The sequence below is a fragment of the Actinosynnema sp. NPDC037264 genome (assembly GCF_055603705.1).
Window position 1 is genome coordinate 1 of sequence record NZ_JBVJVK010000076.1, and the last position, 14,261, is coordinate 14,261.

13 protein-coding genes are annotated in these 14,261 nt (G+C 71.7%); 3 read left to right on the forward strand and 10 right to left on the reverse strand.

The annotated features are described in order from the left end of the window. On the reverse strand, positions 1-1,330 hold a 1,330-nt coding region (locus ACZ7GX_RS40855; RefSeq protein WP_498785348.1), incomplete at its 3' end, for an RNA-guided endonuclease InsQ/TnpB family protein. Positions 1,331-1,470: 140 nt separating this feature from the next. On the opposite strand from ACZ7GX_RS40855, the gene ACZ7GX_RS40860 reads away from it, so the two are divergent. Both ACZ7GX_RS40860 and ACZ7GX_RS40865 read left to right on the forward strand, forming a co-directional pair. Then, positions 1,471-2,403, forward strand: coding sequence for a carbohydrate ABC transporter permease (locus tag ACZ7GX_RS40860; protein ID WP_498785350.1), 933 nt, complete (start codon positions 1,471-1,473; stop codon positions 2,401-2,403). Then, positions 2,400-3,254, forward strand: a complete 855-nt coding sequence (locus ACZ7GX_RS40865; RefSeq protein ID WP_498785352.1) for a carbohydrate ABC transporter permease — start codon at positions 2,400-2,402, stop codon at positions 3,252-3,254. The genes ACZ7GX_RS40860 and ACZ7GX_RS40865 overlap by 4 nt, the downstream gene beginning before the upstream one ends. A gap of 134 nt (positions 3,255-3,388) precedes the next feature. Here ACZ7GX_RS40865 and ACZ7GX_RS40870 read toward each other — a convergent pair whose 3' ends face one another. The 6 genes from ACZ7GX_RS40870 to ACZ7GX_RS40895 form a co-directional block, all read right to left on the reverse strand. Continuing rightward, positions 3,389-6,076 carry a lectin gene (locus ACZ7GX_RS40870; RefSeq protein ID WP_498785355.1) on the reverse strand — a complete coding sequence of 896 codons (2,688 nt, stop codon included), beginning with the start codon at positions 6,074-6,076 and terminating at the stop codon, positions 3,389-3,391. A 189-nt stretch (positions 6,077-6,265) separates the two neighbouring features. Continuing rightward, a complete protein-coding gene (locus ACZ7GX_RS40875) occupies positions 6,266-7,360 on the reverse strand; it encodes a pentapeptide repeat-containing protein (protein ID WP_498785357.1) in 1,095 nt (364 codons plus the stop codon). Positions 7,361-7,453: 93 nt separating this feature from the next. Continuing rightward, positions 7,454-8,410: a hypothetical protein gene (locus ACZ7GX_RS40880; RefSeq protein WP_498785359.1), complete on the reverse strand. Its 957-nt coding sequence runs from the start codon at positions 8,408-8,410 to the stop codon at positions 7,454-7,456. Then, positions 8,407-9,618, reverse strand: a complete 1,212-nt coding sequence (locus tag ACZ7GX_RS40885; RefSeq protein WP_498785361.1) for an MFS transporter — start codon at positions 9,616-9,618, stop codon at positions 8,407-8,409. The genes ACZ7GX_RS40880 and ACZ7GX_RS40885 overlap by 4 nt, the downstream gene beginning before the upstream one ends. A 68-nt stretch (positions 9,619-9,686) precedes the next feature. Further along, positions 9,687-11,078 (reverse strand): CBM96 family carbohydrate-binding protein, encoded by a 1,392-nt coding sequence (locus ACZ7GX_RS40890; RefSeq protein WP_498785362.1) that lies wholly within the window; start codon positions 11,076-11,078, stop codon positions 9,687-9,689. A gap of 167 nt (positions 11,079-11,245) precedes the next feature. Further along, positions 11,246-12,106, reverse strand: coding sequence for a LysR family transcriptional regulator ArgP (locus ACZ7GX_RS40895; protein ID WP_498785415.1), 861 nt, complete (start codon positions 12,104-12,106; stop codon positions 11,246-11,248). 69 nt (positions 12,107-12,175) lie between these two features. On the opposite strand from ACZ7GX_RS40895, the gene ACZ7GX_RS40900 reads away from it, so the two are divergent. Then, a complete protein-coding gene (locus tag ACZ7GX_RS40900) occupies positions 12,176-12,769 on the forward strand; it encodes a LysE/ArgO family amino acid transporter (RefSeq protein WP_498785364.1) in 594 nt (197 codons plus the stop codon). Between the two features lies 1 nt (position 12,770). Here ACZ7GX_RS40900 and ACZ7GX_RS40905 read toward each other — a convergent pair whose 3' ends face one another. Genes ACZ7GX_RS40905 through ACZ7GX_RS40915 form a run of 3 tightly spaced genes read right to left on the reverse strand, consistent with a single transcriptional unit; the run spans position 12,771 to position 14,214 of the window. After that, positions 12,771-13,388 carry a nucleotidyl cyclase domain-containing protein gene (locus ACZ7GX_RS40905; protein WP_498785366.1) on the reverse strand — a complete coding sequence of 206 codons (618 nt, stop codon included), beginning with the start codon at positions 13,386-13,388 and terminating at the stop codon, positions 12,771-12,773. Further along, positions 13,385-13,903 carry a hypothetical protein gene (locus tag ACZ7GX_RS40910; protein WP_498785368.1) on the reverse strand — a complete coding sequence of 173 codons (519 nt, stop codon included), beginning with the start codon at positions 13,901-13,903 and terminating at the stop codon, positions 13,385-13,387. Before ACZ7GX_RS40910 ends, ACZ7GX_RS40905 begins: the two co-directional genes overlap by 4 nt. Beyond that, positions 13,900-14,214 (reverse strand): PadR family transcriptional regulator, encoded by a 315-nt coding sequence (locus tag ACZ7GX_RS40915; RefSeq protein WP_498785370.1) that lies wholly within the window; start codon positions 14,212-14,214, stop codon positions 13,900-13,902. Before ACZ7GX_RS40915 ends, ACZ7GX_RS40910 begins: the two co-directional genes overlap by 4 nt. Between the last annotated feature and the right edge of the window lie 47 nt (positions 14,215-14,261).

Consider the following 14,261-nt stretch of genomic DNA (forward strand, 5'->3'; position numbering starts at 1 on the left):
CCACCCTATGCCGGGGGAACAAGAGAAAAAAACAAGGAGTGGGACGGGAAGAAGCGACAAACAACGTGACAGAAGCTGTTCCCTCCCCCCCCCCTTGTTTTGGGGCCCCCCCCCCCCCCCCACCACGGGTGCGGGTTTCCTGTTTCGTCGCCGATCGCGGAAGGGAGGGCCCTTGCCGTCTGACATCAGCTCCGCAGGCATCGCCCGAGTCGTCTCGAGCTGCGACTCGACCAGCCGCAAGGATGTTCTTCGCCGCGTTGAGGTCCCGATCGTGATGGGTGCGGCAGACATGACACGTCCAGTGCCGGACAGACAGTTCCAGTTCGGCGAGCACTTCCCCGCAGGTCGAGCATCGCTTGGTCGACGGGTACCAGCGGCAGATCACCGCGAGGGTGCGCCCGGCGCGGGCGGCCTTGTACTCGAGCCGGCGGCGGAACTCGCCCCAACCGGCATCGGCGATGGCGCGTGCCAACCTGCGGTTGCGGACCATGTTCCCGACTGCCAGATCCTCGATCGCGATCAGGTCTGCCGACCGCACCAGGTTCGTGCTGGTGCGGTGCAGGAAGTCGAGCCGGGCGTTGCGGACCTTCCGGTGGGCACGGGCGACCTTGACCTTGGCCTTGCGCCGGTTGTTCGACCCCCGTTGACAGCGGGCGAGTCTGCGCTGGTAGCGGGCGAGGTTCCGGGCTTTGCGATCCAGGTGGCGCGGGTTGGCGACCCGGTTGCCATCGCTGGTCACCAGGAAGTACCGCAAACCGAGGTCGGCGCCCACCTCGTGCCCGGTGGCAGGCAGCGATTTCGCGTCGTCGGTGTCGACGGCGAAGGTGACGTACCAGCGGCCGTCCGGGTCACGGGACACCACCACCATCGTGGGGTGCAGAGCGGTGACGTCCACTTGGTCGAAGGACCAGGTGAAGTTCAACGGCGCGGACGTCTTCGCCAGGGTGAGCGCGCCCTCGCGCATGCGGAACGCCGAGCGCGTGTAGTGAGCGGACCGGCGGCCGGCGCGGGACTTGAAACGCGGGTGCCGGGTGCGGCCGGCGAAGAAGTTGCGGAACGCCACCTGCTGGTGACGGAGGGTCTGTTGCAACGGCACCGACGACACCTCGGCCAGGAACGCCAGACCTTCGGTCTGCTTCCACGCCGTCAGCAGGGCGTCAGCCTCCCGGTACGACGTTCGCTTGCCCTCGACGCGGTAGCGGCGGTCGCGTTCGGCCAAGGCCTTGTTCCACACGAGGCGCACACAGCCGAACGTCCGGTTGAGCATCGCGGCCTGTTCGGGAGTCGGATAGGCGCGGCATCGGTAGGCCGTTCGCACGTAGATCAGCATACTGAAGGAGTAACGATGAGTGCGGATCCGGTTGGTCGGCCTGCGTGCCGCCCATCTGAACCGTTTTCGCGTCACCGGGGCGGCCCAGGCGGGCGAGTTCTCCGCCGGAGCGCAGACCCCGGCCGTACCCAGGAGACCGAGTGACGGCGGTCGCTCGCCGCGCCCGGGGTGCGACCTCGGGCGCGGGGCGACTCGCCGCGGCGCTGCTCTCGCCGACCTTCGTCGTGCTCGGCCTGGTGGTCGGGTACCCGCTGGTGGCGGCGCTGCGCGAGTCGGTGTTCCGGGAGGGGACCGACCTCGACGAGAGCGGGTTCATCGTCGAGGGCGCGCGGTTCGTCGGTGTCGACAACTACACCGCGATCTTCGTCGGCGAGTCCGCCGCCCGGTTCTGGAACGCGTTCGGCAACACCACGGTGTTCACCGTCATCACGGTCGCCCTGGAGGTGCTGCTCGGCGTCGGCATGGCGCTGGTGATGCACCACGCGATCCGCTGGCGCGGCATCGTGCGGGCCAGCATCCTGGTGCCGTGGGCCGTGCCCACCGCGGTCTCGGCGTTGTTGTGGCGCTGGATCTTCCAGGCCGACGGCGTGGCGAACGCGTTGATCGGGCAGCAGGTCCTGTGGACCACCGAGGGCTGGCAGGCGAAGTTCGCGGTCATCCTCGCGGACGTGTGGAAGACCGCGCCGTTCGTCGGCCTGCTCGTGCTCGCGGGGCTGCAGATCATCCCGAACGACGTCTACGAGGCCGCGCGCGTCGACGGCGCGTCGGCGTGGCGGCAGTTCTGGCAGATCACGCTCCCGCTGGTGAAGCCGGCGCTCCTGGTGGCCGTGCTGTTCCGGGTGCTGGACGCGCTGCGCATGTTCGACCTGCCGTTCGTGCTCATCGGCAGCCGCAAGGAATCGGTGGAGACGCTGTCCATGGTGGCCTTCGACGAGGCGTCGAGCCTCCGGTTCGGACCCGCCGCCGCGTACGCGACGATATTGTTCGTCTACGTGGCCATCACGGCCCTGGTGTTCGTGCGGTTGCTCGGCGCGGACGTCATCGGCGCCGCTCGGGAAAGGTCGCGAAAATGAGCGCCACGACCCAGACCAGCGGCAACGGCACGCTGTGGAAGCGGGTGCTGACCTTCGGCGGGCTCGGGCTGATCCTGGTCTACTGCCTGGCGCCGTTCTACTGGATGGCGGTGTCGGCGTTCCGCCGCCCGTCCGACCAGTTCGAGCTGACGGCGCTGCCGATGCCGTTCTCGCTCGACAACCTGACCGCGGTCTTCTCGCCGGCCGTCGGGTTCGGCCGGTCGCTGCTCAACAGCGTGGTGGTCGCGGGCGTCACCACGATCCTCACCCTGATCATCGGCGTGTCGGCGGCGTACGCGCTGGCCCGGCTGCACTTCCGGTTCAAGAACGCGGTCGCGGCGCTGATCATCGCCACCTCGATGTTCCCCGGCATCTCCCTGCTGGTGCCGCTGCTGGCGTTGTTCACCGACATCGGGTGGATCAACACCTACCAGTCGATGATCGTGCCCAGCCTGTCGTTCGCGCTGCCGCTGGCGGTGTGGAACCTGACCGCGTTCTTCCGGCAGATGCCGGAGGAGCTGGAGCAGGCGGCCATGATCGACGGCTGCACGCGGGCCCAGGCGTTCCGCAAGGTGATCCTGCCGCTGGCCGCGCCCGGCATCTTCACCACCGCGATCATCACGTTCATCGCGGCGTGGAACGAGTTCATCATCGCTTTGTCGATGGTCAACGACAGCACCATGCAAACTGCTACCGTCGCGATCTCCCGGTTCACCGGGGCGTACGGTTTCGACCAGCCGTTCGGCACGCAGATGGCCGCCGGCGTGATCGTGACCGTGCCGCTGGTCGTGGTGGTGCTGCTGTTCCAGCGGAGGATCATCGCAGGCTTGACCGCAGGTGGCGTCAAGTAGCCGCTTGGCGGTGTCAACGGCCGGTCGCCACGTGATGGGAGAGCCGTGGCGACCGGCCAATTAACTGCCCTGCCCCCTATCGGGTGAGTGGCGTCGATCGTGGTGGCCGGGCGGGCTTCCCCGCCCGGCCCCCGTCAGGGCAGGCGCCACTGCTGGGCGCCCGTGCCGTTGCACTCGTGGATCTGCAGCTGGACGCCGTTCACCGCGTTGCTGTTCGGCACGTCCAGGCACTTGCCGGACGGCGGGTTCACCAGCGTCGACCCCTTCGGCCACCACTGCTGCGCGCCCGTCCCGTTGCACGTCCACAGCTGCACCTTGGCGCCGTTGGTCCGCGCACTGCCGCTGACGTCCAGGCACCGCCCGAGCGCCCGCACCGTGCCGTCGGACGCCAGCGTCCACTGCTGCGCGGCCGAGGAGTTGCAGTCCCACAGCCGCACGGGCGCGCCGTCGGTCGGGCCCGCGGGCTCGGCGTCCACGCACTTGCCCGCCAACCCCACCACCGCGCCGGACCGCGCGGGGTTCGGACCGACGTCGAACGACGGCGGCGCGTCGGCCGCGGCGCTGCCCCAGGTCGAGGCCGTCGCGCCCAGGCTGAAGTCCAGCGTGCCGCCCGATGCGACGAACGACGCGGGCAGCCACGGCTTGGTGGACGCCACACCGTCGACGCGCAACGACTGCACGTACTTCACGGTGTCCGAGGCGTTCGGGGCCGTGATGATGATGGTGGCGCCGTTGCCGCGCTTGACGGTCGTGCTCGGGAACTGCGGGCTCGCCAGCACCAGTTCGGCCCGTCCCGGCGCCTGCGGGTACAGGCCCAACGCCGCCCACACCGCCCACGACGACATCTCGCCCAGGTCGTCGTTGCCCACGATGCCCTCGGGTGTGGGCGGGAAGAGGGACGTCAACGCCCGCCGCACCACGTCCTGGGTCTTGTGCGGCGCGCCCGCGTAGGCGTAGGCCCAGGGCGTGTTGAGCGTCGGCTCGTTGCCCAGGTACGCGTACGGCTTCTTCGGCCCGGCGTTCAGCTCGGTGAAGAAGGTGTCCAGCCGCGCGGTGACGGCCGCGTTGCCGCCCATGGCGTCGAACAGCCCGCGGTGGTTGTGCGGCACCATCCACGTGTACTGGGCGGCGTTGCCCTCGACGTACTCGTTCTCCTGTGTCGGGCTGAACCCCGGCCACGTCAGGTCGGTGTTGCGCGGTTGCAGGTACTTGCTGCCCGAGTTGAACAGGCTGCGCCAGTTCTGCGCGCGCCGCAGGAAGTTCTCGGCGGTGCCCGCGTCGCCGAGCCGCGCCGCGAACTGGGAGATGGCGAAGTCCGCGCTGGTGTACTCCAACGTGGTCGCGGCCGAGCCCCACACGTCGCCCAACCCCGTCGGCACGTACCCGTAGTCGTTGAACTGCAACCACCCCGGGCGCTGGCGGATGTCGTTCACACCCGCCACCATGCGGCGCAACGCGTCCGCGGTGTCGAAGCCCGTGCCGCCGAACGCGTGCGCGGTCGACACGATGATCGCCATCGGGTCGCCGTTCATCACGCCCGTGCCGCCGTTGGCGACCGTCCAGCGGTCGAAGTACCCGCCCTGGGCGGCCTGGTTCACCGCGGACCGCGCGATGTCGGCGGCTTCCGCCGGCCCCAGTAACGCGATCAGCGCGATCTGCGACCGGTAGACGTCCCAGCCGGAGAAGTTCGCGTACTGGGTCCTCGCGGTCGTGTGCGTCTGCCGGTCGAAGCCCGTGTACTGCCCGTTGACGTCGCTGAACACGTTGGGGTGCAACAGGGAGTGGTACAGCGAGGTGTAGAGCGTGCGGAGCTGGGTCGTCGTGCCGCCGGTGACGTCGATCCGGCCGAGCCAGGAGTTCCACGCGGCGCGCACGGCGGTCCGGACCTCGTCGAACGACCGCGTGCCGGTCTCGGCCGCGAGGTTGGCCTTGGCGTTGTCCAGGCTCACGAACGAGATGCCGACCCGGGCGGTGACCGTCGTCGCGTTGAACGACACGAACGCCGAGGCGGCGAACGGCCGCACGTCCTGCGCGGTGGCGGACGGCGCGGGCACGTGCTGCGTCCCGGCGGTCTTGGGCGCGGCGGGGACGTGGCCGGGGCTGCTGCCCTCGACCGCACGGCCGCCCGGCGTCACCTGGCCGTTCGCGATCGTGGCGGTGGAGGCGAACGGCTGGTCGAAGGTGACGTGGAAGTGCAGCCGGTACCGGTTGCCCGCGCCGCAGAACCCGCCGCTGTCGGTGTAGCCGGACAGGCTGTCGGTCCCGATGGTGACCGAGCCGCCGGCGGCGTTGAACGCGCGGGCGGCGTCGACGTTGAGCGAGGCCCGCTGGCCCGCCGGGTAGGTGAAGCGGGCCACGCCCGACCGCTGGTCGGAGGTCAGCTCGGTGCGGATGCCGTTGTCGAAGCGGACCGAGTAGTAGCCCGGTGACGCCTGTTCGTTGGCGTGGGAGAACGTCGAGTAGGCCGCGGGCGTCGTGCCGAGGGACGGCATGAACGGCACGTTGCCGAAGTCGCTGCACCCCGGGCCCGACAGGTGGGTGAGGCTGAAGCCGCGGATCCGGTTGTCGTCGTAGTGGTAGCCGCCGTGCTGGTGGGTCACCGTGTCGGGGCTCCACTGGAGCATGCCGAACGGCGCGACGGCGCCGGGGAAGGTGTTGCCCGCGCCGCCGCCGTGCCCGAAGTCGGGGCCGCCGGGCTTGGTGCCGACGAACGGGTTGACGTGCTGCGCGGGATCGGTGACGGCGTGCGCCGTGCCGGTCTGGACCGGGACGGCGAGCGCGGCGAGGGTGAGTGCGGCGACAGCCGCGGAGCGGAGACGCATCTGAACCTCCGGCAGGGGTAGGAGGCCTGACAACGTTGTCAGGCCTCGATTCTCCCATCGAAGGTCCAGACCAGGAACCCGCTGCGCGGGGGAACGGCGCTGGGCCGGTGTTGTCCACCGGACACGGGTCACTGACCGGGGATCACTGAACGCGAAAGCCTCTATAGTTTCAGTGTAGACAAAAACCAATCACCGCGCGCCCGGCAACCGCAAGCCCTGAGGCGCCGGAACGCCCGCGGGCCACAGCTCGACCGCCGACTCGGGGTCGATCCCCGACAGGTCGACGACACCACCGGCGAACCGCGCGCCGTCGAACGACACCGAGCCACCGGCGAACCGGGCGCGGTCGAAGGAGACGACCCCGCCCGCGAACGTGGCCGCGGCGAACGACAGGCGGCCGGTGATCGTGGCGTCGGCGAAGGTGACGCGGCCGGCGTCGGTGAACGTCGCGCCGGAGAAGTCGCCGCCGTCGAAGACCGCGCCGGTGAAGTCGAAGTCGTGGCCGCGCCAGGTGCGCGGGTCGTCGTCGGCGAGGTGCAGGTTGTCGCGGACGAGCCGGATGACGGTGAGCCGGACGTGGCGCTCCTGACGGGGGTCCCGCTGCGCTTCCTCGGCGGTGCCGTAGGGCTGGCGCAGGTAGGCGCAGAGCACGTCGATGCAGCCCTGGCGCGCTTCCGGCGCGTCGTTCGCCAGTGCCGCGAACGCGTAGACGCCCGCGATGCGCACCGAGGCGTCGGGCGCGCCGAGCAGCTCGGCCGCTTTGGCGTAGCGGTCGAGCAGCACCTTCGCGTCCTCGCGGTGGGAGTCGACCTCGTTGAGGCGCTGCCTCCGGTAGGCGACCGTCAACGCCACGACCGCGCCGACGCCGCCGACCACGGTCAGCACGACCTTCACCGCGTCGAGCCGCTCCTGGACACCGGTAGGTCGTCCCAGCACGCCCCACAGGAGCACCCCCACTCCCACCGCGACCGCCGCGGCCGACGCCAGCAGCAGGGTCACGTGCACGAGCAGCGGCATCGCCGGTGTCCGCGGCCGGCGGCCCAGGGCCATCGCGGCCCGGCGGCCACCGCCCGCTGAGAGCGCCGCCGCCACCAGGACGAAGACCCACACCGCCCAGTGCCGCCCGAGCCACTGGCCGACCGCCACCGCCGCCTGCGCCCACCACCGGGGCGCCAGGCTCACGACCGCGGCGATCAGGGACGCCGCCGCCAGCGCTTGCCGAGGGCGTGGTCCCCGGCGGAAACCGAGGACGGCTCGGCTCACCTGTAAGGGTTGCTCGCTCATGAAGTCATGGTGGCGCAACCGACCCCGGGACGACGGCCTCGGCCGTGGGCGTGGCCGAGCCGTCATCCACCCTGATCGCCGCCGATGCGTTCGTCAGCCGATCGGCGCGGGGGAGTTGGCCTCCGGGACCAGGATCGCCGGTGCGCCGGACCCGTCCGCCGGCACCGCCCACACGTCGTTGGTCCCGTCGTCGCGTTGAACCCCGTAGGCGACGGTCCGGTCGTCGATCCAGGTCGGTTGGTCGTCCACGCTGCGGGTCTCGGCGAGAGGGGTGGCGGTCAACGTCTCCAGATCCATAATGGACAGTCGCCAGCCTTGCTGCGGGTCGCCGTTCACCGCCGCTTTGTAGGCGATGCGCTTCCCGTCGGGTGACAGGGACGGGCACTCCACGTCGTCCGCGATCGACCGGAGCGTGCGGGCGGCGAAGTCGCCTGCCATCAGGTAGCGGTGCCCTCCGGTAACCATGGTGGCGTAGAAGCGGTTGTCGTCGGCGGCGAAGGTGACGCCCCAGAAGTTGCGGTCGACGGCGGTGGCGGGCGTGCCGTCCACGGTGGCGGTGAACTCCTCCAGGGACGTGACCAGGGCGCCGGTCTCCGCGTCCAGGATGCCGGTGCTCGTGGAGAAGCCGTTGGCCGCGTACGAGTGGCCGTCCACGAACAACGTCCACGCCACCATGCGGCCGCTCGGCGACACGCGCGTGCGGTTGGGGAACCCGGTCAGCGGCACCGTCCGCACCTCCCTCGACCCCGCGTCCAGCACCGCCAGCCCACCCGCCTTGAACGCGCCGACCGGCCGCAGGCACGAGGTCGTCCCGCCGGCGCTGTAGGCGCGGTCGCACCGCTGCTCGGTCACCTCGCGGGGCCCGCCCGGATCGGACCGCGACACGGTGGACAGCCTGCCGTTGGTCAACACCACCAACCGCGGCCCGTCGACGGGGGTCGACGCCACCTCGTCGGGCCCGGGGGCGGACCACGCGGCGTACCCGACCGCGACACCCGCCAGCAGCACGGCGACCAGCGCGGTGATCAGCAGCCGTGCCCGGGTGGTCATGACCGCCGTCCCAGGAGCGCGACGGTGGCGGCCAACGTGAGCGCGACGCCCGCGGCGGCCAGGCGGGTGGCGGCCTCCGGGCCCCAGAACTGCCAGGCCAGGCCGAACAGCACGGACGAGCCCAGGTACGCCAGCGCCTGTCCGCTGTGGATCAGCGCGATGCCGGTCGTGCGCAGCCGCTCCGGCAGCAACGGCCCGGCCAACGCCATCAGCACGCCGTCCGTGGCCGCGTAGAACACCCCGTACAGCGCGACCACCACCACGACCGACCCCCACCCGCCGAACGGCCCGAACAGCAGCAGGTACACCGCCCCCAACGCCACGTACCCGCCCACCATCACCGGCAGCCGGCCGACCCGGTCGGCCACCGCGCCCAGCGGCGCGGCCAGCAGGAGGTAGACCAGGCTCGTGCCGACCGCGAGCAGCGGGAACCACCCGATCGACAGGCCTTCGCGCTTCTGCAGCAGCAGGTACACGAACCCGTCGCCGATCGTGGCCAGGCCCAGCAGCGAGGCCGCGAGCACGACCCGCCGCACGCCGCCGTCACGCCACAGCCCGCCGATCGCCTTGACCCGCACCGGTTGCGACGGCACCGCCGACCGGTGGTCGCGCACGAACAGCACCAGGATCACCACGCCCAGCGCCGCGACGCAGAAGCTGGTCATGAACACCGAGTCGAACGACTCACCGGCCAGCGCCAGCACGGCCAGGGCGACCAGCGGCCCGGCGAACGCTCCCACCCCGTCCATCGCCCGGTGCACGCCGAACGCCCGGCCGAGGTCGCCCGCGGGCGTCGACAACGTGATCAGCGCGTCGCGAGGCGCGGTGCGCAGTCCCTTGCCCGCCCGTTCGAGCGTGATCACCGCGCCGAGCGCGGCGGTGGAGCTGCCCACCGCCAACAACCCGAGCTTGGCCACGGCCGACAGGGCGTAGCCGAACCCGGCGACGGCCTTGCGCCGGTCGGTCCGGTCGGCGAGGTAGCCGCCGACGAGCCGGAGCAGGGTGGTGGCCCCGGTGTAGACGCCGTCGACGAGGCCGTAGGCGGCGGGGCTGAGCTGGAGCCCGACGACCAGGTAGAGCGGCAGGACGGCGGTGACCATCTCGGACGAGACGTCGGTGACCAGGCTGACCGTGCCGAGCGCGAGGACGTTGGCGCTGACGCCCTTCCAACCGGCGGTCTTGGGGCGGGTGATGGTGGACAGGTACACGGCGCACCTCCGGGACGGCAGGTGCCGCGCCCGGTCGGGGGACGACCGGGCGCGGCGGTCGGTGGGGGTCAGTGGCAGGCGGTGGTGCCGCTGTCGGTGAACGTCTGGCCCGCCACGGGCACGAACTGCCAGTCGAAGCCGCCGCTGCGCAGGGTCAGCTTCAGCACGCCGTACGCGGTGCTGTTGCGGACCTCGCTGTTGGGTCGGATGGTGCCGAAGCCGTAGTGGCTCGCGCCGCCCATGCCCGCGACGAACGTGCGGATGCCGCGGGCGGTGTCGAGGCCGCCGCTGGGGTTCTGCGGCGCGAACCGCTCGTACTGGTGGTTGTGGCCGAACAGCACCAGGTCGGCGTTGTGGTCGTACAGCGCCTGGAACAGCGGGCGCGTCGCCGTGGACGGGGCGTGGTTGGCGCCGGAGGTGAACAGCGGGTGGTGCCAGTACGCCGCCGTGCACGGCTTGGTGCTCGCGGCCAGGTCGGCGCGCAGCCACTGCTCCTGCGCGGAGCCCGCGGCCATGCCGATGTTGGAGTTCAGCGACACGACGTGCCAGTTGCCGAGGTCGTAGGAGTAGTAGCCGCGCCCGGACGGTCCGGCCAGCGCGCCGAAGTAGTCGTAGTAGCCGGTCGCGCCGCTGGTGCCGTAGTCGTGGTTGCCGGGGGAGGGACGGGTGCGGGCCTTGTGCCTGCCCCAGGTGGGCTCGTAGTAGTTCGCGAACTCCGAGGCGGTGCCGCTGTTGTAGACGTTGTCGCCGGTGGTGAAGACGGTGCCGGGGATGGCGTCGAGCAGCGCGGCGGTGGCGGTGTCGCCGGATCCGGAGTTCGAGATGTCGCCCACGCCGACCAGCACGGGGTCGCCGCCGGGAGGGGGAGTGGTGGTCGTGGTGGCGCCGGTGGTGATCACGAGTTGCGGCGCGGTGGCGCCGGTCTCGCGCGAGTCGTAGTCGGCGCCGTCGGTGCTGGTGGAGGTGACGCCGAAGCTGAACGTGCCGTTGGCCCGCACGTGCGCGGTGACGTCGACCTCGTACCAGGCGTTGCGGGCGACGGAGCCGAGCGAGTCGAGGGTGGCGCCGTCGATGGCGGGCTGGTCGTTCCAGGTCACGCCGGTTTCGGACCAGGTGGTGTCGGTCATGGCGCGGACCGTGCCGCCGGCCGGGCTGGTGGCGCCCGAGACGTCGTCGGTGTGCAGGCGCAGCTTGGCGCTGCCGACCGTGCCGGAGACGCCGGAGACGGTGAACTTCAGGAACACCCGCTTGACCGGCGAGCCGTCCACGCCGAGTTGGCCGGAGGTGCCGTGGTTGGTGCCGGTGGCGGAGCCGTCGACGTGGGTGTCGGCGGTGGGGGTGAACGTCGACGCGGCGGCCGAGGCGGCCGGCACGTGCCCGGAGGAGGCGATGGCGGTGAGGGTGGCGGCGGTGACGACGCCGGCGGCGAGCAGCGCCAGGGGAGCTCTGCGTCCTGACATGCGAAACCCTTCGTCCTGGGAACGACGGCAGTGAGGGCTTCGCAGACAGTAGGGACGTGCGGACACTGCGTGGTGATGGTCGGGCGGCCTGCCGGTGAACGGCCGGCGAACCGCTCACACGTACATCACCGGTGGTTCCACCCGGCCTGCTCGGGGAGCGACGGCCGTCAGTGCAGCTCTGCCACCGCGGCGCGGAACACGGCGTCGGCGACGCGGGCCAGCGGCGGCGAGTCGAGCTTCCACTGCTGCCAGTGCAGCAGCACGTCCACGGGCTTGTCGGGGGCCAGGTGCACGAGCCTGCGGTGCGCGGCGATCTGGTGCTCGGTCAGCAGCGCCCACCCCGCGCCCGCGACCACGGCGTCCTCGAACACGTGCCCGTCGGGCAGGTGGTGGCGGCGCGCGGAGGCGTTGTGGCCGGAGAGCTCGCGGCAGAACCGGTCCTGCAGGTCGTCCTTCTCGTCGAACACGATCACCGGCGCGTCGTGCAGCGGCTGCCCGTCGGCGAGCCAGCGGCGGGTGAACCGCTTGGTGGCCACGGCGTGGTAGCGGATGCTCCCGAGTGGACGGACGACGCACCCCTGCACCGGCTGGGGCGACGACGTGACCGCGCCCACGACGAGGCCCTGGCGCAGCAGTTCGGCGGTGTGGTCCTGGTCGTCGCGCCGCACCGCGAGCACCAAGCCCTCGTCGGTGGCCAGTTCCCTGACCACCCGGCGGAACCAGGTGCCGAGCGAGTCGGCGTTGACCGCGACCGGGATCGGCGTCGGGTCCTCGACCAGGCCGAGCGCCTCGCGCGCGTCGCGGTCCAGCAACGCCTGCTGCCGCCCGTACCGGGCGATCACGGCCCCGGAGTCGGTGAGCCGCGCGGGCTTGGACCGCACCACCAGCACGCGGCCGGTGCGCTGTTCGAGCAGCTTGATCCGCTGGCTCACGGCCGACGGCGTGACGTGCAGAGCTTTGGCGGCGGCGTCGAACGTGCCCTCGTCCACGACGGCCAGCAGGGTGCGCACGCACTCCGGATCGAGCATCACGACTGCTGATGATACTTAAGAAAAGATAGCTGGCCTTATCAACCTCCGCTTCCTACCGTCGCTGTCGTGACCTACGCGCTGCTCGCCGGGCTCGGCACCGGCCTGTCCCTCATCGTCGTGATCGGCGCGCAGAACGCCTTGGTGCTGCGCCAAGGCGTGCTGCGCCGGCAGGTCCCCGCGATCGTCGCCATCTGCGCGGGCTCGGACGCGCTGCTGATCGCGCTCGGCGTCGGCGGTGTCGGCGCGGTGCTCACCTCGTGGCCGGCGGCGTTGACCGTGGTGCGGTGGGTCGGCGCGGCGTTCCTGATCGGCTACGGCGTGCTGGCCGCGCGGCGGGTGCTGCGGCCGTCGGCGTTGGAGCTCGACGGCGCGGCGAAGGCGGGCGCCGCGGTGATCGTCACCTGCCTGGCGCTGACCTGGCTCAACCCGCACGTGTACCTGGACACCGTGCTGCTGCTGGGCACCGCCTCGACCGGGTTCGGCGGCGACCGGTGGTGGTTCGCGGCGGGCGCGATCGCGGGCAGCGCGCTGTGGTTCAGCGCGCTCGGGTTCGGTGCGCGCTGGCTGTCCGGCGCCTTCACCCGACCCTCCGCGTGGCGGGTCCTGGACGGCGCGGTCGCCGTGGTGGTCACCGCGACCGGCGTCTCCCTCGTCCTCTAGCTCAGAGCCGGGTCGTCACCCAGGCCCGCTCCCGGACCTCCTTCAGCGCGACCTCGACCGAGCTGTACGAAGCCGGGTCGACGCGGCGGTAGCCGTGGCGCACCACGCCCTGGTGGATCACCTCCGACACCACGAGCACCGCGTGGTCCACCAGCCGTTCCCGCACCGGCACGCTGTCGACCAACCGGCACGTCTTGTTGAGCTCGGTCCCGACCCAGCCGTGCGGGTCGCGGTGCACCTCGCCCGCGTGCAGGCCGACCCGGACCCGGACGCGCAGCTCCGGCGCGACGCCCTGGTTGTGCTGCCGCAGCGTACCCACCATCCGCGGGATGACCGGGTCGAGGAGGTCCAACTTGGACACGAACGCCGGGACCAGGACCATCATCCCGTCACCGCGGTCCTGCACGGCCAGGTCGGACCACCTGACCCCGGCGGCGCGGAACCCGGTGCGCACGGCGTGGGTGAGCGCGTGCCGCGCCTCGATCTGCGCGGGATCGCGCCACCGCCCGAAGCCCGCGATGTCCACCACCAGGATGGACCGGTGCTCGGGGCCGGGCGCGTGCCGCACGGGCCGCAGCCGCCGCAGCGCCCACGTCACCACGTCCGGCGCGATGCTCATGGCCGTGCCGACTTCGTCGCCCGCGCGTCGAGCAGCGCGCGCCGCAACAGCAGCGACCGGCTGACGAGCCCGAGCGCGTGCGGGACCCTCTGGTGGCGCGGCAGGTCGGCGAGCTCGGCGCGGAACTCCTCGCCGTACCGGGCCTGGTGGTGCGCCGGCAGCACCGCGATCGCCACCGCGACCACCTTGCCCGCCGACCCGGACTCGACCGGGGTCCGCTCGACCTCCTCCAGCCCGACCCGGATCGACCGCGCGCTGTCCAACAGCGGGCCGAAGCTGACGGTGGCCCGGAAGTTCACCTCCACCGCCGACTCCAGCGCCCGCACCCGTTCGTAGACCTCGAACAGCCGCACGTCGTCGAACACCCGGCCCCGCTCGATCGCCCGGCGCAGCTCCAACGCCAGGTCGTGCGCCAGCTTGCGGTCGAGGATGCGGTCGAGCTTGCCGTCCAACGCGGTCTCCAGCTCACGCGCGAGCGCGCTGATGTGCGCGAGCCGTCGCCGCCGCCTGGTCACGTCCCACCTGCCGCGTGCGGTCGCAGCAGGCCGAGCCGGGAGACCGGGGTCCTGGCCCGCGCCAGGGCCGCCTGGACCTGGGCGATGCTGTCCGGGTCCAGCCGGTAGTACCGACGCCGGGGACGCCCGCGTTCCCTCGGGTCGACGTCCTCCCACCGGCTGCTGACCCACCCGCACTGCTCCAGGCGGGCCAGGATGGGGTGGACCGTGCCGCTCGGCAGGCCCGCGACCTGGCAGATCTCCAGCCCGTACCGCGCCGTCGCGGGATCTTCCATCAGGACGCCCAGCACGAGCTGTGCGGGCAACGTCATCCTGGGGCCTCGCCGTGAACCGACCATGGTCTAACTCTACCTAGGGG